General features: G+C 67.8%; 12 protein-coding genes, 1 tRNA gene and 2 pseudogenes. 9 read left to right on the top strand and 6 right to left on the bottom strand.

The features are described from left to right. Positions 1-69: 69 nt before the first annotated feature. The 3 genes from ABZU25_RS16540 to ABZU25_RS16530 form a co-directional block, all read right to left on the bottom strand. On the bottom strand, positions 70-4,299 hold the full coding sequence (locus tag ABZU25_RS16540) for a hypothetical protein (RefSeq protein WP_355030184.1): 4,230 nt from the start codon (positions 4,297-4,299) through the stop codon (positions 70-72). Positions 4,300-4,714: 415 nt separating this feature from the next. After that, positions 4,715-5,785 (bottom strand): site-specific integrase, encoded by a 1,071-nt coding sequence (locus ABZU25_RS16535; RefSeq protein ID WP_355030183.1) that lies wholly within the window; start codon positions 5,783-5,785, stop codon positions 4,715-4,717. Further along, on the bottom strand, positions 5,775-6,104 hold the full coding sequence (locus tag ABZU25_RS16530) for a hypothetical protein (RefSeq protein WP_355030182.1): 330 nt from the start codon (positions 6,102-6,104) through the stop codon (positions 5,775-5,777). The genes ABZU25_RS16535 and ABZU25_RS16530 overlap by 11 nt, the downstream gene beginning before the upstream one ends. Positions 6,105-6,347: 243 nt before the next feature. Between ABZU25_RS16530 and ABZU25_RS16525 the strand changes: the two genes are divergently transcribed. From ABZU25_RS16525 to ABZU25_RS16500, 6 genes are all read left to right on the top strand, one after another. Then, positions 6,348-7,199 carry a hypothetical protein gene (locus ABZU25_RS16525; protein ID WP_355030181.1) on the top strand — a complete coding sequence of 284 codons (852 nt, stop codon included), beginning with the start codon at positions 6,348-6,350 and terminating at the stop codon, positions 7,197-7,199. 111 nt (positions 7,200-7,310) lie between these two features. Next, a complete protein-coding gene (locus ABZU25_RS16520; RefSeq protein ID WP_355030180.1) occupies positions 7,311-8,009 on the top strand; it encodes a hypothetical protein in 699 nt (232 codons plus the stop codon). Positions 8,010-8,228: 219 nt separating this feature from the next. Continuing rightward, positions 8,229-9,356, top strand: a complete 1,128-nt coding sequence (locus ABZU25_RS16515; RefSeq protein WP_355030179.1) for a hypothetical protein — start codon at positions 8,229-8,231, stop codon at positions 9,354-9,356. Positions 9,357-9,548: 192 nt separating this feature from the next. Further along, positions 9,549-10,379 carry a hypothetical protein gene (locus tag ABZU25_RS16510; protein ID WP_355030178.1) on the top strand — a complete coding sequence of 277 codons (831 nt, stop codon included), beginning with the start codon at positions 9,549-9,551 and terminating at the stop codon, positions 10,377-10,379. Between the two features lie 440 nt (positions 10,380-10,819). Continuing rightward, entirely contained in the window at positions 10,820-11,149 is a 330-nt protein-coding gene (locus ABZU25_RS16505; RefSeq protein ID WP_355030177.1) for a hypothetical protein, read from the top strand. 2 nt (positions 11,150-11,151) lie between these two features. Then, positions 11,152-12,159 carry a hypothetical protein gene (locus ABZU25_RS16500; protein ID WP_355030176.1) on the top strand — a complete coding sequence of 336 codons (1,008 nt, stop codon included), beginning with the start codon at positions 11,152-11,154 and terminating at the stop codon, positions 12,157-12,159. Between the two features lie 9 nt (positions 12,160-12,168). Here ABZU25_RS16500 and ABZU25_RS16495 read toward each other — a convergent pair whose 3' ends face one another. The 3 genes from ABZU25_RS16495 to ABZU25_RS16485 form a co-directional block, all read right to left on the bottom strand. Further along, entirely contained in the window at positions 12,169-13,191 is a 1,023-nt protein-coding gene (locus ABZU25_RS16495; protein WP_355030175.1) for a site-specific integrase, read from the bottom strand. After that, the gene (locus ABZU25_RS16490) at positions 13,188-13,664 is read right to left on the bottom strand and encodes a hypothetical protein (protein WP_355030174.1); all 477 of its coding nucleotides are present in this window, start codon (positions 13,662-13,664) and stop codon (positions 13,188-13,190) included. Before ABZU25_RS16490 ends, ABZU25_RS16495 begins: the two co-directional genes overlap by 4 nt. A 139-nt stretch (positions 13,665-13,803) precedes the next feature. Further along, positions 13,804-13,890, bottom strand: a tRNA-Leu gene (locus ABZU25_RS16485). Positions 13,891-14,141: 251 nt separating this feature from the next. Here ABZU25_RS16485 and ABZU25_RS16480 point away from each other — a divergent pair. The 3 genes and pseudogenes from ABZU25_RS16480 to ABZU25_RS16470 form a co-directional block, all read left to right on the top strand. After that, a pseudogene (locus ABZU25_RS16480) lies at positions 14,142-14,540 on the top strand (tetratricopeptide repeat protein); the annotation flags it as partial. A 1,983-nt stretch (positions 14,541-16,523) separates the two neighbouring features. Continuing rightward, a pseudogene (locus ABZU25_RS16475) lies at positions 16,524-16,955 on the top strand (fibronectin type III domain-containing protein); the annotation flags it as partial. A gap of 176 nt (positions 16,956-17,131) precedes the next feature. Beyond that, the gene (locus tag ABZU25_RS16470; protein ID WP_355030173.1) at positions 17,132-19,756 is read left to right on the top strand and encodes a fibronectin type III domain-containing protein; all 2,625 of its coding nucleotides are present in this window, start codon (positions 17,132-17,134) and stop codon (positions 19,754-19,756) included. Positions 19,757-19,765: the final 9 nt, after the last annotated feature.

Genomic DNA, 19,765 nt, shown 5'->3' with positions numbered 1-19,765 from the left:
GCACGACCTCCACCCGACCACTGCTGCCGGCCCGCCTCCCCAAGGCGTGGATCCGCTTACCGGCAAAGCTTAGGTACTATCGATTCCGGACGGTACGAGTCGTGGTTTCGGTATCGGCCGCCCCAGCAGTAGCGATGCCATCTCGTAAAGAATATCTGGGCATAGCTGGATAGCGGGGAGTATCACTTCCGGCACAAGCTCCAGGCTCATCGACTGCGCCACCAGTTGACGTGTCCTTACTAGTTCGACGCCTCTGGCGGCGCACTTAGCCAGCATCACGGCTTTGCCCTCGCCGTGATGCAGGTGCTCCAGCAGCCCGACCGCCTGGTCTACGAAACCCTGCTTGAGCATCTCGTCGACCAGATCTTCCATCAGTATCATGGCGAAGGCAGCGTTCGCGTCCAACAGGTCGCGCGCGAATGTGTCCCAAAGCCCTAGCCGGACTATGGCCGGTAAATCTTCCATGCCGCAAGAATCACGGTCAACAATGACAAGATGCTTTCCAGTAAGTCCTCCGCCGAGAAGTTCTGCCTCTTTTCGGAGCCCCGCCTGCCGGCAGGCGAGCGTTAGCCATGCGTTCGGCCATCTGCCGTCGGATCGCGTGGCATCGGGGTCAGCGGTCTGCAAAAGCAGCCGGACACAAGTCCCGGCCTCGGCAACGAGGCCCGCATCGGCCATCGCGACGGCGAGGATGGGGCCTAGATCAGCCTCTCGGCCAGCCGCGTCGGCATAAAAACTGAGTGCGTCGCTTCTGCTCATGCCCAGTGCCAGTAGCGCCTTGAACTTGGCGACGGTTACACGCTCGGCTAGGGAACCTGGTTCCTCAGCGTTGTGAGCAAGAATTGCCAGCGCGCGCGCTGGCTCTCCGACCTCGATAGCGAACTCAGCAAACTCCGCCGCGTGAAGCGGGCTCTCCGTCTGTTCTACCAAGCTACCGAGATGATCAAGAAGACGAGCCGGTGTGGATGGCGGTGCTGGTAGTCGGGCTGCCGCCAGAATCGATTCGAACCGCGCATGCGGTGATACCCCATCGAAGAAGTCGAACCACTTGCCCGCCGGATGACGCAAGGCGCAGGACGCAAGAAATCGCGTGCCCCAGGCCAAGTCCCAATCAAACCGTCTGAAGTGGAGGAGATAGGAGGTCTGGAGGTGAAGGTCTTCCGACACTTGTCCCTGCCCACACTCGTGGGCGGCGGCAGATAGCGCAGCGACGAGGACAGGTTGCGCTTTACTTCGGACCTCAGCAAGGGCGGCTGCCAGGCTATCGAGCATGTGACGGGCGCCATCCGCGTCGTCCCGGTCAAGCATGGCGAGCGCGCACTGCGCGAAGGCATCTACACGCAGCTGCGGATCGCTGATTTCTGAGGCCATACCAGGGGCATGGCGGAGCACGCCGACCTGACAGGCGATCTCGACCGATTCGGCGAGCATGTCATCGTCGAGGGCCAGGTCAGGGACTTGACGCGGGTCCACGCCATGTGCGGCGTAAGCACCGGCGAGCGCGACGACCACATCACGGTCCGCCTGGGGGCGCAGCGCTACGAGATCGATGATGACTTGGGCGGTATGAGCATCTATGTAGCGGGCCGACTTGGCGAGGAGCTGCAAGTCCTCGCCGTCGACGTCCTCTATTGAGGAGCGTGCAAGCTGTGCGGCCATGGTCGCTGCCGCTTGACCGAGCGCTGACGTGAGGTCCTCGGGTAAGCAGCGTTCGCCATCCTTCAAGAGAACGCTGCAGGCGTTGAGTCCGGCGCCGAGGCGAGTGGCTGGATCGGCGCCTTCCAGATTTTCGATTAATCGAAAGAGTTCGTCGAGGCGGACCAGGACGTCTGCGCTCGACGCGAGCAGGTGGTCAGGTTCGTCGGTGACCTCCAGCGCTTTGGCGAGCAGTCGTCGTGCCATGTCGTGGTCGAGTCGGGCGAAGCTCGCGCTAAGCGCGGAGAGCCGCCATTCGTCGCCCTCCTCGGCTTCGGCGAGCAGCGCCTCCGCCGCCGCCTGTGCACGGGCCGCTGCCGCGTCGTCCCCGGCAAGCGCCTGCAGGACGGCTGCGCCCACTCGTTCTACGAGGTCATCGAAGTCAAGGCGGCCCGGGACGTGTTCGGCTTCCGCGGCTACGGCGGCAGCTTGACCTGGCGCGTCGGGCAGTAGGTGCCGCGCGATCTGCAGGAGTGCGTGCGATCGGAGATTTGGATACGGGATGGTGCGGGCGAGCTGCACGGCGTGGTTGAGCCGCCCGATCCGGGCGAGGGCCAAAACGTATTCCGACGGTACCGCGTCGGCTCGATCATGAATGTTGTGACGCAGAACTGAGACTCGTGCCAGAAGCTGCAAGTCGGAATTGCAATCCTGAGCAAGCAGCGCGGCGGCATCCGCGAACTCGGCGAGAGCGGCCGTCTCGCCACCGGTCCGCCAGCTCAGTAGTGCTTGTCTGCTCTCGGACGCGAGCAAGGCCAGGGTGCGGCCGTCTCGTTCGGCGGCGAGCATCGACGGATAAGACTCAACAAGATATTCCGGGGTATTCGCAGGCCAGCCGTCTTCTTGCCAGCCCTGCGCCCATCGGTCGATCATTGATCGAGCCGACGCGAGTTCGTTACTGGTCAGTTCGTTGCGTAGCAGTTCGACAAGTGTGTCGTGGGCGATAGTGTAGTGCGTCGTTGAGCGCGGCCGATCTTCTCGTCGATCGAGGACGCGAGCGAGGCGGCCCTTGGCCAAACCTCGCACTCGGCCGGTACTCGTCCCTAGGATTTCACCCAGGTCACGGATCGTCAGTCCACCGCGGGCGACCGCGATGACCGCTGTGATCTTGCGCAACTCATCTTCGTCAAGGATGTGATCGAGCTCGTGTTGAGCTTGGATTTGAATCGCCGCAGCGGCGGGTGATGGATAGAGGTTCCAGACTTCGCAGGTACGGAGCGGATGATGAGCATCAACATCCGAGGGAAGGTCGGTGTTGCTGCGGCTGGTAACCAAGACGCTCGCGCCCATCTCGATGCGATGCGGCAGCTGCGAGGCGATACTCGGCTCGTTCAGCTGACGTGCATCATCTTCGTCTAGCCCATCGACAATGAGCAGTACTGACCGCTGCTGACGCCGCGCTGCCGCCGCCGCACGGGCCCACAAGTCGAGGAAGTCGGCGCGACTCGGTTCCGCCGGTGCAATCTCGTCTACCAGCGCTGCTAATTGCAAGCAGGTGGCGTGGAGGAATTGACCTGCTCTTACGGTTCCACCACGACGTGAAATAAAGAATCCGACAATGTCTACCAGCGGCGGCGGGTCAACGGCGAGATGGCTGACCAAGGCCGTCTTGCCTGCCCATGCACCCGCTCGAAGATGGAGGTATCCCCGGCTCTCGTTGGCAAATTCTCCCAACTGCGCGAACTCACTATCGCGCTCCTTCAGCTCGGGGCAGCGGGCTGCGTAGTCTTCGAAGAGCGCACGGTATGGCGTCGGCCGTCGTCTGGAAACCGGTAGACCTAGATCGAACCGGCCGTAGAGTTCACGGCTCAGAACTGCAGTGTCGACACGTCCGGCACGTTGCGCAAATGTCGCAGCCAGTCGACTAAGATGCAGCCGTAAATGGTCAGCGACAACAGCGTCGTTGGTCAGCTGGGTAAGGCTAGTCACAAGATCCGCCTTACCGCCTGAATCCTCACCATCCAAATCGACGCGAATAACGTGCAGCGCTGCAAGGAATCTCCAGGAAAGTTCGTCAGAAGAGATTTTGGCCGACTCGGCATCGAGTCGCCTTGCTGCGTTGACAACGTGCGTAACTCTTTGCAATTCAGCGCGCATCGTCCTGCTGCGCGCCAAAACCGCTTCTTGGAAACGGGCAGGGCTATTCTGGCTTCTTGCCACCCCTACGAGGTCGACTAAATCGGCGACATGACTTTGCGTCGCCGAGACGGCGAGCCCTAGACGGCGTTCGCCGCTGTCCAGTTCCTGGCGGAACTCTGCGACCATTCGCAGGTACTGCGAAACAAGCCGGAGCAGCTTCGGGTCGCTCTGCTTGAAAACCGGGTTTCTGCGCACTCCGATTGACAGAATGCGCTGTCCCGCTGATGAGGCACCAACAACCACGATGTCATCGACTGGACTCGTCGCTGCCTGCTGGAACCAAACCTCTTGGACGACAAAACCGTCACCGAGCCCGGCAGTAGGACGACCCAGGAGAAGATCCGCGAGCAGCCTGCCGCCGTAATCATGTTCGAATGTCACACCCCCGCCGCTGGTCGAATAAGGACTCGCAACATGCATCGTCCGCAGCCCTCTCGCCCGTTCTGAACCTTTGAGGACGGTCACCTAACCTGCACCTGCAGGGCTACACCTTGCGCATAGTAGACGCCGGGAAGCCCACCTATGACCCTCGCACTTGCCGACCTAGCCGGCAAGGATGATCTCGCAACAGGGAACCATCCAGTAGGTCCCCACGCCTTCGTCATGGTCCTTGACGAGCCGTGCCATCGGCACAGGGGTCCTGACGGCGAGCGACGTCGCGGGCTGCGGCAGGCACCTGTGCAGGTGCAAGACCGAAACGGGTACGGAAACTCCTACTGCGCGCCATGGCTTCTACAGCAGCCGGCGGCCAAGTGCGTCGTCGCTGCGGGGAGCCGCGGGATTCGACGCTGTGTTCAGTTGAGCGTGCCTCGCGGGGCCCCGCCGCGTGCGGTGACCCCGGAGCCGTCTGGCCCGGAGCGCCGCACGCGGCCCCCATCCCTTACTTGGTCGTGGGTGAGACGGCGCCGCTCGCCTGCGAACACCGGTCGGCGCGATCTATCAGACGGGCCAGCGGATGGGGTTGGCCGGTCATGGCCGACAGTGCGTTGGCCACGTCGTGCAGATCAGCCTTGATGTAGGTGGTGGTGGAGGATCCGGGGCTGTCGGTGTGACCGGCGTAGGCGCGGGCGATGCCGTAGCCGAAGTGCCGTTCCACCCAGGTGAGCGTGGTGTGGCGTAGCCAGTGTGTGGATACGCCGTGCACGGCGACCCACGGCAGGCGCTCGCCGAGGCGTTTCCACAGGTGGTCGTAGCGGCGGCTCGTGATCGGTTGGCCGGCACGGTTGCGCAGGAGCGCGTCGGTGAGCAGGACCGCGCCGCGGGCGCGGGCGTGTTCGTACAGGTGTTCGGCGAGGTCGAGGGTGATCGGTTGCCACCGGATGGTGGCGCCCTTCTCGGTCAGGCGGACGAGTCCGTTGATGGTGTCCAGGTCGACCAGGCGCAGGGCCAGTGCGCCGCCGCGGCGGCAGGCGGTTTCGGTGTGCAGGCGCAGGACCAGTGCGTCGAGGATGACGTCGTTGCCGCTGGTACGAGCCTCGATATTGATTTCTTCCAGCTCGTGTGTGGTGAGGGCGCGGCGGGTGCTGGGCAGGCGGCGGGGTTTCGCGACCCGGTGGGCGGGGCTGGCGGAGGCGTCGATCAGGCCATCGGCGATGGCCCGGGTGTAGAAGGCGCGGGCGGCGGCGACGACGTGCTCGCCGGCGTGCCGGCCGTTGCGGCTGTTGCGCCGCGACACCGCGCTGGTCATCATCAGTTGTTTCAAGGCCTCGATGTCGCTGGCGACGACGCCGTCCAACGGTCGGTCGGGCCAGGTGGCGGCCATTCGTTCCCAGTAGGTGCCGTACGTGCGGCGTGCTCCAGGCCCGGCTGCGGCGAGAACGCGCGGTAGGTACTCCGCGACCGTGGGTAGGGCGGCCCGAGCGCAAGGGTGGGCTTGGAGGTCGGCCACGGTGACGCCCAGGTGGGCAAGGACCTGGTGTGCGGCGGCGACAGCAGACGGGTCAGCGGTCACTGTCGCCCCCTGACATCTGGTGGTGCAGGTCGGTGAGGAGGCGGGCGACGGTGCTGACGGGATGAACGACGAGCAGGTCATGCGTGATGAAGGCGGCCAGGAGGACAGGCTGGCCGGGCTCGATCCGGCACATCTGCCGGGCGCTCGCCGGCAGGGGCAGTTCGCCTCGGTTGCCCACCTGGTACCGGTCGTCCTGCGCGGAGGTGATGACGAGCATGCCGTGGCACAGTTGGATGTCGAGGCGATGTCCCGGTGCCCAGCCGATCGCGTGCAGGAGGTGCTGGGCGCTCACCCGGCCGCAGCGAGCGGGGAGAGCCATCCACAGCAGCAGCCCCGGGGCGTCGATGATTGCCGGCGGGCAAACGCGGGCGGGTAGCACTGGCATCGGCATCGGTCGTGGGCTCGGCCGCGCGGGCGAGGCAGCAGGGATGAGCGGACGAACGAGGCGCTCAAGGGCTCGGGTAGGTCGTGTCATGACGACACAACGTCCCGACTGCCGACACGCCTACGGCCCGCACGTTAGTGGCTTGGATCGGCGGTGGGCGCTTGAGACGATGAGGTGGTGTTGCTCTACGTCGATGCCACTGCCGCGTACCGCGACGACGAAAGGTGGGGCTTCCACCTGGCTAACGAGATGGCCCGACGGCTGCGGGTCTCCGTCGGCGCTGATGAGGTGACGCGGATGCTGGAACGGGCCGCGCTGTTTGCTCCTCCTGAGGGCCCGCACTTCGTGTACGAGGACAATGTGCGGCTCTTCACGGGACGACGAGGGCGGGGTCCCCTGCATGTCGCCTGGGACACGAATCTGTTGATCGATTATTTCACGTATGGGCATCGGATCTGGACGGGCGACAGCGTCGTTGGTCTTGTGTCCGGCGAGGATTACGCGACAGACCTGGAATCGCTGCAACTTGTTCTCGCCCTGTGGGCGGTTCGGGACATTCGCTTCATCATGCTCGCGGCGTCCGTCGACGATGCGAAGAAGACTCTGTCCCAGGAGCGTCGTGTGCAGCGGCTGCTTGCCTTCGAGGAGTTCACCGCCGCGCTACAACTCTTGGGCTGGGGGGAACCGGAGGAGCGCCCCTCCCGCGAAGGGCTGCTGGTCCTGCCCGAGCGGGAGATGAGGCGTGCCTTGACGGCTGTTCCAGCCGGAAACGACCGCCGGCTGGTGCATGACGCGCTCCAGGTCGGCGCGAACGTCTTCTTGACGCGCGACGTCGGGATCCTCAAAGCCACGGACGCGTTGCGGCCGTTTGGTCTGCTCATCGCGACGCCCGCTGACCTGTTCGAGGAGCTGTTCGCCTGCCGGGCTTTCCATTGCTTCCTCGGTCCGCGCTACCTGTACTGGCCGGCACCCGACCAGCAAAGGATCGGACATCTCATTCACGCCCTCGATCCCGACAAACGGCCGTAGCGCAACCGCATCAGCGTCGACAGCCCCACCTGGGGCCTGCTGCTGTCTGGCAGGATGCCTCCGTTACCGGTAGGTCGGTCCGATACACCTCCTGACGTGAGGGATGCTGGCATGCCTGAAGGGCTACACGGACCGAACGTCATCACGGCCGGAACGTCGCAGCTTCTCCTCGCCGTGGTCAGTGGAGGTGAGGCCGTTCACCTCGTACGCCGTAACAACCCGCCTGAAGCAGGCCGCGGCGCCCTGTCCGAGGCACACTTCTACCAGGCGGACAGCGACCGGGAACTGGTCAAACGACGATACGACCTCGCCGCGCTTGAGGAAGCGGTCTGGGCGCAGACGACGACGTGCGGTCGGGCCTGGTTGGTGATGGCCGGCGGTGATGGCGGACAAGTCAGCCGGTACCGGGAGCCGGCGTTTGCGCCAACGTGTCGACGGTGTCTGGCGTTGATGGACCGTCTGTTCCCGGAGCCTGCGGTCGATGAACGAGTGCCGGTCGTGGCGCAACTGGTCGTCAACCTGGTACGGCAGCACGGGTACGCAGAGGTACGGCGGGTGCCCGGCGACCAACTTTCTGCACTGCGCAAAGCCATTCGATTGCTGATCAAGCAGCAGACGGGCCAGCCGTGTCGGACCTTCGTACACGACGACCTGCTGATGGTGGCGTGCGAGTCACTCGGCGACCGCGAAGCTGAACAGCGGGCAGCCGTCGAAGCTGTCGAAGCAGTGCTCCTGGGGCGAGAACAACTGCCCGCAGTCCGGCCGGTACGGGAATGGGTTGTCTCGTGGACCGCCTGGAAGCAAGGGTGAGGCACTCGCTGCGCACCTCCCCCTCTCCCTTGTTCCTGTGCCCGGCTTGCCCATGCTTCTCATCGTGAGCACCGAGGCGCGAAGGAAGGTGACCGAGCGTTCAGGTCCTCAGCTCTGATGAGTCAGGCGAGCCGCCGTCTAGATGGGTAGCGTCGCCGCAGGTGACGCGCCGTCAATTTGGCTTGGTCGGCAGAGCAATTGGCCACTAGGGTCGCGGCCATGATGGGCAGGGTGTTCGATGAGCCGCGTATCACTCGAGAGCGTGGAATCAGCCCAGCGGAACCGACGGTGAATTGGTTCTTGGAGTGCACCCGGCCGCAGGCCGCGCAGGGGCGGCGCATCATCAACGATATGTACTCACGGTTCCCGGACCGGGATGGGCGGCTGCACGCCGAGCTGCGGGCGCCGGACGACACGCGGCTGTACAGCGCGCTCGACGAGCTATTCGTGCACGACCTGCTGTCTCGCCGGTACCGGGTGAGCTACGAGGAGGGCACCGGCACCCGTCCCGACTTTCGCCTCTACGCGGCCGACGGCTCCTACGTGGGGGCGGTGGAGGTTCTGACACTGACGCTGCGCGAGGACTGGACCGCGGAACAGCGCCGCCACGCCGTGCTGGTCGATGACCTGAACACCCGGCTGACGCTGACCACTCACTCGATCATGGTGGAGATCCGAAGGTGGGACCGCGCCCCACGGATGCGCCCGCTCGTCGCCTGGATCGACAAGACGATCGCCCAACTGCGCGACGATCCAGCCGCGTTGCCCGTCGAGCATGGTGTGCCCGGAACGGTGTACCGGAGCGCAGCCGTTGACATCGACGTCCGTTTCCTTGCGCTGCCCGCCGGCTATCGCATCTGCGCCGACGACGACATCGTGGTCAATGGCGCGGCGATCGGCGGTGCTGTCGATTCCGCAGCCAGGCTACGGGAGCGGCTCGAGGACAAGGCCGTGAAGTACGAGCTACGCGACAAGCCGTTCACGATCGTGGCTGGCATCCGTGACACCATGTGCGACATCCGGGAAGTCCACGAGGCCTTGACCGGCACGTCAGCAATCCAGATCTCGAACGGTGCCATGATCCGTAAGGGTGACGGGTTCTTCGGCACCGGCCGTGACCGCACCGCCGGCAAGCACCAGCGGGTCTCGGCTGTCTTCTCGGTGCACGAGTGGTTCCCCGGTGGCCCCTACCGGCCGCGAATCACCCGGTTCGACAATCCCCTGGCGTCGTACGCCTTCCCCGCAGACGCGATGCCCTGCGGCGGCCACTGGGGCGTCACCGAACAGACCCAGCAACACGTACGGGCTGACTGGCTGACGCCGGCACAGGCCATGCTGCCCGCCTGAGTCCTCCCCCGCCCTTGACGCTTTCGCCATGGAGCGTCTGTCGCGACACCGCGTCGATCTGCTTAGGGTGTGGCGCTGTCGACACCTGGTCCCCATCCGACGGAGGCATTCGCGATGACCGCCCCTGATCCAACGCACATGGTCAAATACTGCCGCGACGTGCTACCCAGCATGCTCACTGAAGCATGCGACGTGAACGAGGACCTGGCCCACCGTATCGGCGACGACGTTTTGCAGCGGGCCGAGGCGCTGGCGGCCCTGCCGCAACGTGAGCAGGACGTGCTGATCGCACCGTTCGTCGAGGAGGTGTTCGACCACAAGCCGCTGGCGTCACCGCTGGACCTGAAGGCCAAGGTCACCCTCGTGGTGCGAAACAGCCTGCTCGAGCAGGCACACCACGACGGTCCGCTCGACAGCGGGATCATCCCGGCGACGGAGTACGCGACCGGCCCGCTATCGCATCTGCTGGCCGCGCGCCGCCGCCATCCCATCGCCGATCAAAAGCCGAACCCTTTCGCCGAGCTGGCCGGGCGCTATCCGCGTGCGTGGGCGTGTCTGGACGCGCTGACCGACACCTTCGCCGACGGCGGTCGCGGTCCACTGCGCCTGCCCTCGGCACCCACACCCAGCCTGCCTTCTGGCGACGAGGTTGTCACGGCACCACCGTCCGACGACGACACGGTGACCCTGTTCAGCGCGATCGACCCGCGCTTCGACCAAGGTCTGGTGAACCTGCTCAGGAAGGCCGCCGAAGGCGATCTCGTACTGTGCACATCGGCGCTGAGCCGGTACTCGCGCAACAGCGAGAAACTGCACCGCATCCTCGAATTCCTCCTCGCGCACAGGGCCACAATCCTGACCACCAACTATCTGATCCGCCACACCGACGTCTGGGTCCGCCGGGGCGCGCTCGTCAAACCAGACAGCAGCAAGCCCTTCGCCGGCGCGCTCGACACCCAGGGACTGGCCGGCACTCACCGGAAGATAGCCGAGAGCGTCGCCGCGCAGCGCGGTCTGCGCTGACTCCATCAGGCGGTCGCGCGTCGGCTTCAACGCGTCATTGATCAACTTCGGATGCCGACGTCTCCGGAGTTAATCGAAAGGGGTGCAGCTGGCCGGTAATGCCTGCAAGAGCGGTGGCAACGAGCCAGCCCCGGACCATCGTCGTCATGCGTCACTGACCTCGGCTTCGGCGGTGGCGGTCGCCTTGGCGGCGACGGGGTCCAGGATGTCACCCAGCCACGGTCGGCAGCTCACGACCGACCGATGCTGCGACCAGCAGCCGATGAGTCGGCCACCGCGTTGCCAAGTGCCACACCGACTGCTGCTCAAGAATGGCCTTGCGCCCCTTGGACCATGGGCAAGCCGCACCAGGAAGATGCACGTCGCCAACGTGGCAGATCAAGGACACTCCTTATCGTCGGAGGTTCGCAAGTTTGCGTCCATCGCCCATGATGGACGTCGTGTCCAAACGACAAATGATCGCCTGCGCGCTCCTTCTGATGATCGTTGTCTCGCTAGTAATGATCTTTAGTGGGAGCCTCGACGGCGCGGCGGCCTGGGCAAACATCATCGCGTTACCGGTAGCGATCGTCGGCATGATCTTGACGATTCGAAGCGGCAGCGGCTCGGCATCCTCGTCTGGCGCTCAGCATCGGGACAGCTTGAGCGGTCCGGCGAAGTCGGGCAGAGCTAGCCCCGTGGTCAACCAGGCCGGGTTCAGTAGCGGGCGTCAGGCCAACGTCGCGGGCGACTACTTCGAGCGAGGCCATGATGACCGCGAGGGCAGGTAAGCATGGTAGATCGGCAAACTGGCGTTGGTGGCGAACGTCAGGCCAACGTCAAGGGGTCCTACTACGAAGGGAACGTCGATAAGAGCACCCACACGCATCACCATCGTCACTATGGAACCAGAGCGAATGTCGACCTCAGAGAAGATGAGGCAACAGAGTCTGGCTCCGGAAGTGGCGCGGCAGCAGCCGCGGGTGGTGGCGGACTGGGCGTCGTCGTCGTTCTTGCTGTCTTGGGCTACTTCATCTTCGGGGGAGATGAGCCGTTCCCTGCGACGTCAGATCCCTGGCCGGCTGAGGTGAAGCAGGAGGCCGTGGTCGCGGCTGCAGGTAGCTGGCTCGACAAATGCGCGAAGTCACCGTCTGCGACCCCCGCCAATTGCCCGCAATCCATCGTCGAGACCTCGGACGTCTCCAAGGTCCGATGGGCCTTCTACGGCAACCCTCTGGAAGCTTCGGTCATTCACTACACCGAAGCGGAGAGCCGCTTCGACATGCTCGGGACCGTCATGGTGACGGCGGACTACAACGCTTCAAAGGAGCTACGCCGCGTCGTGACGCCGGCGAAGTACTGGGCCAAGGTGAAGTGGGTCGATGGGAGACTTGACGTCCAGGAGATCAAGGAGCACTCGGCCATAGGCGACCCCGGTGTAGTGAAGCAGGATCCCAAGGTGCCTTGGGAGCTGGTCGCCGCGAAGCTGAGCGAGGCTTTCACACGATGCGTGCGAGACGCCAAGTCGGCTATGCCGGCTGGATGCCCCGAATGGAGTCCGCCGTCGGGCGCCGAGAAGGTCAAGTGGTCTTCCACGGGTGATCCACTTCTGACCGCGCGCGCCAACTTCGATCCGAAGTTTGCGATCTACCGCGTCAAGGGCACGTACGAGCTGGCCGTCCGCTACACCTGGCTCGGAACCACGAAGACCGACACCCGGAATCCCACCTATGAGGCTTGGATCGCTCCAACAGCGGCAGGGCCTGTCGTGCTCCAGATCAAGGACGCGACCACCGTCTAGGTCTGATCATCATCTTAGGACGCTCTCACCTACGGCCAGTGGGTGTGGCTGACCGGTGAAGGCTGCCAGGGCGGTAGCGACAGCGTACAGGTCGGCCTTGATATAGGTGGTGGTGGCGGGTCCTCGGCGGTCCGTGTGTCCGGCGTAGGCGCGGGCCACACCGTAGCCGAAGTGCCGCTCGACCCAGGTCAGGGTGGTGTGGCGCAGCCAGTGCGTGGTGATTCCCTGGGCGGCGACCCACGGTAGCCGCCGGCCGATGCGGGCCCACAGTAGGTCGTAGCGCCGGTAGGTGGCGGGTTGGCCGTTACGGTAGCGAAGCAGCGCGTCGGTGGGCGTAACGGCGCCGCGGGCCTGGGCGTGCTCGCTGAGACGAGCGGCGAGCATCGGCGTGATGGGCTGCCACCGCTGCGTGCCACCCTTCTCCGACAGGCGGATCAGCGCGTGGTCGGTGTCCAGGTCGATCAGGCGCAGCGCCAGGGCGCCGCCGCGCCGGCAGGCAGTTTCGGTGTGCAGGCGCAGCAGTAGGGCGTCGAGCACGATGTCGTTACCGCCGCTGCGGGCGGCGGCGTTGATGTCGGTCAATTCGTCGGCGGTAAGGGCGCGGCGTGTATTGGGCAGCCGACGGGGTTTGCGCACCCGGTGGGCAGGGCTGTCCACGACGGTGAGGTAGCCGTCGGCAATGGCGCGATTGTAGAAGGCGCGGGCGGCGGCGATGAGGTGCTCGCCGGCGTGCCGGCCGTGTCGGGAGTTGCGGCGAGGGCGGGCGCCTGTGGCGGCCTGTCGCATGAGGGCTTCGAGGTCGCTGGCCCGCACCTCGTCGATGCACCGATCGCCGAGGGCGGCGGCCATGCGCCGCCAGGAGCTGCCGTAGGTGCGTCGGGTGCCCGGGCTCGCCGCGGCGACCACAGCAGGAAGGTACTCGGCGACTGTCGGCACGGCAGGCCGGTTACTGCCGGTGAGGTCGGCGGCGGTGAGGCCGAGGTGCTCGAGGAGCGCTCGGGCGGTGGCGACACGATCGGGACCGGTGGTCATGAGGGCTTTGCGAGGATGCGGGCGTGCAGGTCGGCCAGGACCGCGGTGATGGTGTTTGAGGGGTGCACGACGATGCGGTTCTGGCGGGGCAGGGCGGCCAGCAGCACGGGTTCGCCGGTGGCGATGCCGCACAAATGTCGGGCGGCGGCCGGTAGGGGCAGCTCCTTGCGAGCACCAACGACGTGCGCGCCATCGACGGCCGGGGTGATCAGGATTGCGCCGGTCACGACGTCGACGTGCAGCGTGAGGCCCGGTATCCAGTCCAAGGCCCGCAGCAGCGCGCGAGCGGTGACCCGGCCGGCGGCGTCGGGTCGGGCCACGTCGAACAGCACGCCATCGCCCGTCCGGGCGGCGGGCGCGGGCAGTGTCGGCAGCGGCGCCGGCTCCGGCGATGCGACCGGCAGTGGGGTGGGAACGAGCGCCTCGACGAGCTGCTCGTCGCGCCAACGAGGGCGCGGGCGATCACGACTCACCCGACCCCCGCCAGCGGGGCGGCAAGGGTGTCAGCGCAGGTAGCACCGACTCCCGGGAGACGGTGCGCACATATGATCCGTCGCAGGTCGCGTTCCCCGCGCGAGAGGAAGTTGATCTCGCGCGGATATCCACGAACTCTGGTGTCCGAGGGGGGACTTGAACCCCCACACCCTATACGGGTACTAGCACCTCAAGCTAGCGCGTCTGCCATTCCGCCACCCGGACCTACACGTTCAGCCTACCTCGCCAACCAGATGATCTTTCCACCCGGTGATCGGCGCGACGGGCCGCACGGGGAGTTACTTTACACGCCGCTCGTGGATCATGCACATCGCCTTCCGGCGCCTTTCTTGCGGCACTTCCGCCGCTGCTCGAACCGCCTGTTGCGCGTCCACCGACTCGCCGCCCGGGGCGTGTCCGGGTAGCGTCCGGCGGCCCTCTGACGGCAGCATTGCCACGTGTCCCATCCCTCTCCCCTGGCAGCCGCCCAGCACCGCGCCCTCGCCCTGCGTGCCACGGGCGACCTCAGGGCCGCCCGGCAGCTCCTCGCGGAGGCCGTCGGATCCGCTCCCCCGCCGTACGGCGAGGATCATCCTGAGATGCTGCACACCGCGCATCTGCTGGCGCGGCTGCACCGCGAGGCGGACGATCCGCTCGCCGCCCGCCGGGTGCTGGAGGAGGCGTTCGCGGCGGGCGAGCGGCGCTGGGAGCACTCGGACCCGGTGATGCTCGCGCTCGCCTTCGAACTCGCCGAGGTCGCGGAGGAGCTGGGCAACCGGCACGAGGCCCGCCGCAACTACACCCGCGTCGCCACCGCCGGGCCGACCACCCTCGGGGAGCACCACCCGGCGGTACGCGCCGCCCGCGCCTACCTCGGCCCGTCCGCGTCGATGCCCACCGAGCAACACGGGCCGGTCCCCGATTCGGACCCGGTCGCGGCGACGGAGTCCGGCATCCGGTCGGCACTGTCCGGTCCGACCCTGTCCATGGCGACCCTGGCCGCGATGCGGCCCTCCGCTGATGGCCCGACGCCCACCAACTCGCCCTGGGCTCCGCCGCCCCCGCCGGCCCCACCCCGGGCAACCCCTCCAGGGGTACGCGGCCCCGCCGCCGCTGGGCCGGCTCCGGTTGCTCGGCGTACGCCCGCACCTCTCCCGACCACGCCGGCGCCGCCCAGCCCGCCGCCCGCCGCACCCGCGGTGGCACCCCGCCAACGCGCCGACGAGCAACCGCCCGGGTCCGCCCGGCCGGCGGTCAGCCAGCCACCCCGACCAGTGCCCGAGAGCCAGCCGCTCCGATCGCGAGCGGAAGGCCCGCCAACCCAGCCCAGCGCCCCGGGCCAACCACCCCGGCCGAGGGCCGAAAGTCAGCCACCGCCGTCTGTTCACCAGCCACCACAGCGACCGGCGTCCGGGCCAACCGCGCCGCACCGTCAGCGGGCGGGCGACCAGGCGACCCACCCGGCGGTCGACGTGCCGCACCGGCCGTCGACCCCACCCGCCCCGGCGTCGGCCGGCACCGCGCCAACGTCGGGGATGCCGGCACCTCCGTGGGACAACCCCACGATCCAGGTACGACAGATCGAACCGCTACTCGCCGAGGAGGCTGCCCGAGCCGCAGCCGGACCAGCCGGGGCGACGGGACCGGTCAACGCGTCCGCCATCGACGCGACGTCGTCGGGCCAACCGTCGCCAGCCGCTGGGCAGTCAGGGCCGGCGCATCCGGTGAGCGGACCGCCAGCCCATCCGGTCAGCGGGCCACCCGCCGCTGCACCACCGATCGGGACGCCGCCCGGCCACCCGTACCCGGTCTCCGGACCACCGGCGCACCCGTCCCCGACGTCCGGACCGCCAGCCCATCCCTACCCGGTCTCCGCGCCACCGGGCCACGGACAACCCGTCTCCGCACCACCCCGACAGACCTACCCCGTCTCCGCGCCACCCGGATTCGGGCACCCCGTCTCCGCGCCACCCGGACACACCTACCCCGTCTCGGCACCACCGGGCCACGGGCACCCCGTCTCCGCACCACCCGGACACACCTACCCCGTCTCCGCGCCACCCGGCCACGGGCACCCCGTCTCCGCACCACCCGGACACACCTACCCCGTCTCCGCACCACCCGGCTTCGGGCACCCTGTCTCCGCACCTCCGGTGAGTGCGCCGCCCGTACCGCCGTGGGGTTTGACCGCGCCGCCGTGGAGCCGCAACGCCCCACCGCAACCCCTGCCCACTCCCGGTGCCGACCCCGCCGAGGGGTCCCCGACGGACGTGGACGACGGTGGCGCGGACGGTGAGTTCGGGTTGGGTGGCGTCGATGCCGCGGTGGTGCCGACGCAGCGGACCCGGGCCGCGCTGTCCGATCAGACCGAGGTGATCCCGCCCGTCCAGCCGGACAGCGCCCCGACCAGGGGTGACGCCAGTTCGGCCCGGTCCGCCGCCGTTCCGCCCGCGTCGGCCACCGCACAACCGAGCGTCGTCGTGCCGTCGGCCGAGCCGACTACGGCGGCGTGGTCGGCGGACGCGGGCGCCGACCCGGCCGGGTCGCGGCCGACCGCACCGCGAACGGCGCCGCAGCACCACCCTGACCAGTACCCGACCCACGACCAGTACCCGGCCCGGGACCAGTACCCGACCCATGACCAGTACCCGACCCACGACCCGTACCCGGCTCACGACCCGTACCCGGCCCGGGATCTGTACCCGACTCACGACCCGTACCCACCCCGGAAGCACGAGCCGATCCAGGTGCCGTACCCGGGACAGCAGTACCACCCGGTGCACGACGGGTACCGGCCGTCGTACACCGATGGGGGTGGGTCGGCGGGGCGCGGCCGGGCGACGCTGATCGGCGCGGCGGTGGCGGCCGGGGTGGCCGTCGTGGCGGTGGCCGGCCTGGGTGTGGTGGTGCTGACCCGCGACGACCCGCCGCCCGCGGGGACCGCGCCGACCGCTGCGGCACAGGCGACGGTCGGGCCACCCCCCGGCGATCTGAAGCTCCGCGACGACGCGACCACGATCACGCTGACCTGGACGGACCCGTCCGGCGGTGCGGTGCCGTTCATGGTCGCCGCCGGTCTGGCCGGGCGGCCCCTGGGGGTGATGGCCACCGTGGACCCGGGTAGGACCAGCTACACGGTCAACGGGTTGAACTCGCGAGTGGATCACTGCTTCACCGTGTTGGCGGTCTACTCCACCGACAGCTTCGCGACCTCGGGACAGGTCTGTACGACGCGGGAGCGCGCCACCGGGTCGGGCGGCGGTCCCTCGGCCCGACCGTCGCCGAGTTGAGGCGTGCCGAGCTGAACCGAGCTGAGCTGGGAGTCCACTGCGCACACGCTCGGTATCCACAGGGGTGACGGTGCGGGTTCCCCCGTCACCAGCAGCGCCATATGATGGCACCCGGCTCAGGGGAGGGGTTGCCGCGAGGCACGCCACCTGCCACGACTCACGGGAGGCAGCCGGCTGTGGCCAGCATCGAAGACGCCGTTCAGACCGACGCCCCCCGTTCCCGGTCCCGGCTGCGGGGCGGGCTGGTGACCGTCGGCACGGTGGCCGCGCTGCTGGCGGCCATGGGGCTGACCGTGCTCGGGCTCGGTGCGGCCGACAACGCGGTGGCCAACTACGACGCGAGTTCGTGGCTGTGGAGCGCGGCGCGCAGCGAGCTGGCCCGGGTCAACGGGGTCACCGCCCGGGTGGACACCCGCACCGAGATCCCCGGTGCGGTCCGGCACCCGATGCAGATCACCCAGACCGACCGGCTGCTGGTCCTGCGTGACCTGCACACCGGGCAGGTCAGCTCACTGGACCTGGCCACCCTGCAGCTCACCGCGACCACCCGGACCACCCCCGGCCTGGGCGTGAGTGTCGCTCTGCACGAAGACTCGGCGTTCGTCGTCGACGCCGTGCAGGGCATCGTGCGGCAGCTCGACCCGCGGTCACTGACCCCGGTCGGCGAGCCGGTGCACTATCCCCCGGGCATCACCGGCGGCACGTTCGACGGTGCGGGACGGCTCTGGATCGCGGTGCCGAGCCAAGGCACCGTCTCGGCGATCACCGCCGCCACGTTGCCGTCCGCGCCGGCCTCGGCCGCGCCCGCCGGCGCCGGGCTCAGCCCGAAGCAGGTCGAGTCGTACGACGTCGCCGAGGCCAGCCACGAGCTTGTGGTGTCCACCCTGGATGAGGGGGTGGCGGTGCTCGACCGCACGGCCGGAAAGCTGGTGCGGGTGCAGCAGGGCAAGGTTCACCCGACGTCGTTGACGCTCTCCGGTGCGGCGGCGATGCCCACGCGCACCAGCGGGCAGCGGGTTCCGGTCACCGTGCCCGCCGAGCGGCGGGTGCTGGTGGTGGGTGACGGTGGGGAGGAGCGGGCCTTCACGGTGCCGGGCGAGGGTGACCGGCTCAGTCCGGCGGTGGCCTGGGCGGACCGGTTCTACTGCGCCGACGAGGCCACCGGCAAGATCTACGCCTTCGACGCGGGGGGTCAGCTGGTCGAGACCATCGACGGGCGGGCGAACGGGCCGCTGGAGCTTGAGGTGCGGGAGAATCACCTGTTCATCAACTCTCCCGACTCGGCGACCGCCCGGGTGGTGGACGACAAGCACCAGGTGCGCGAGGTCAACAAGTACGCCAACGACGTGCTCGGCGGTGACCCGCCACCGGTTGCCCCACCGCCGCCCCCGCCGAAGAAGCCCCGGGTGGGCAAGCCGAGCGCGCCGCGCAGTGTCACCGCCGCCGCCGGCAACGCCCAGGCGCGGGTGAGCTGGCGGCCGGCCGCCGCCAACGGCGCCGACATCATCAAGTACGTGGTGGAGGGTGCCGGCCAGCGCCTGGAGGTGGGCGCCAACCAACGCGCGGTGGAGGTCAAGGGTCTGACCAACGGCGAGACGTACCGGTTCGCGGTGCACGCCGTCAACGCCAAGGGCGACGGTCCGCCGCGCAACAGCAACCCGGTTACCCCGACGGCCGCGGTGCCCGACCCGCCGGTGAGCGTGACGGCCCAGGAGCGACCGGACGGCACGGTGCTGGTGAAGTGGCCGGCGGCGAACGGCCAGGGCAACACCATCGCACGGTACGCGGTGACGGCCAGTTCGGCGGGGGCGAACGCGCCGGTCGGCGAGTCGAGGAAGACGGAGCTGGTGGTGCCCGCCGGTGAGCTGGAGTTCGGCACCCAGTACGCGTTCACCGTCGTCGCGATCAACGACAGGGGCGCCGGTTCGGCGGCGTCGCCGGTCAGCAACACGGTGGTGCCCTTCGCGGCGCCCGGCGCGCCGCTCGACCTGCGGGCCGGCACCGTCGCCAACCAGCCGGGCGCGGTCACGGTGCAGTGGTCGCCGGCCGAGGACAACGGCCGACCGGTGTCGACATACCTGGTGGACGTCGGTGGGCGGGTCAGCGAGGTGACCGACACCCGCACGACCGTCACTGGGCTGGGCAACGGCCAGAACGTGACGGTGAAGGTGAAGGCGGTGAACGAGGCGGGTCCGGGTCCGGAGGCCACCGCCACCGCGCGTACGGTCGCCGAGCCACGGGTCACGGTGACCGGCTCGTCGTCGACGGCGACCGCGGCGACTGTGACGTTCACTGTGGACGCGGGCGGCGGTCAGGCCACCTGCGCGGTGAGCACGCCGGGTGAGCCGACGAAGACCGGGGCGTGCTCCAGCATCACGATGACGGGCCTGACGCCGGGCACGGCGTACGCGTTCACGGTGACGGCCACCAACGCCGCCGGTAAGGGCACGGCCACCAAGGACCAGGCCACGCAGGCGCTGTACGGGATCGCGACCTGTCGCAACGGCGCTTCCGGGCCGGAGTCGACCTACTGCGACCAAGACGTCAATGGCCGCAACGGCAACGAGGTCTTCAAGGTTGCCGAACAGGACAACGACAAGCAGGTCGGCTGGGCGGAGCCCGGCACCCGGCTGAAGGCGTACTGCAAGAAGTCGGGTGAAGAGGTCTACGCGTACATCTACAACAACGACAAGCGCAGCACCTGGTGGGTGCAGGTCGAGTACAGCGGGAAGAACTACATCCCCTGGGCCTGGCTCAACCTGGAGGGCGGCGACAACATCAACGTCCTGCCCACCTGCTGAACCACCAGG

Source organism: Micromonospora sp. NPDC005215, assembly GCF_040607915.1.
Lineage (GTDB): Bacteria > Actinomycetota > Actinomycetes > Mycobacteriales > Micromonosporaceae > Micromonospora.
The sequence above is the reverse complement of the archived record's forward strand: the minus strand, read 5'-3'. Positions and strand labels throughout refer to the sequence as shown.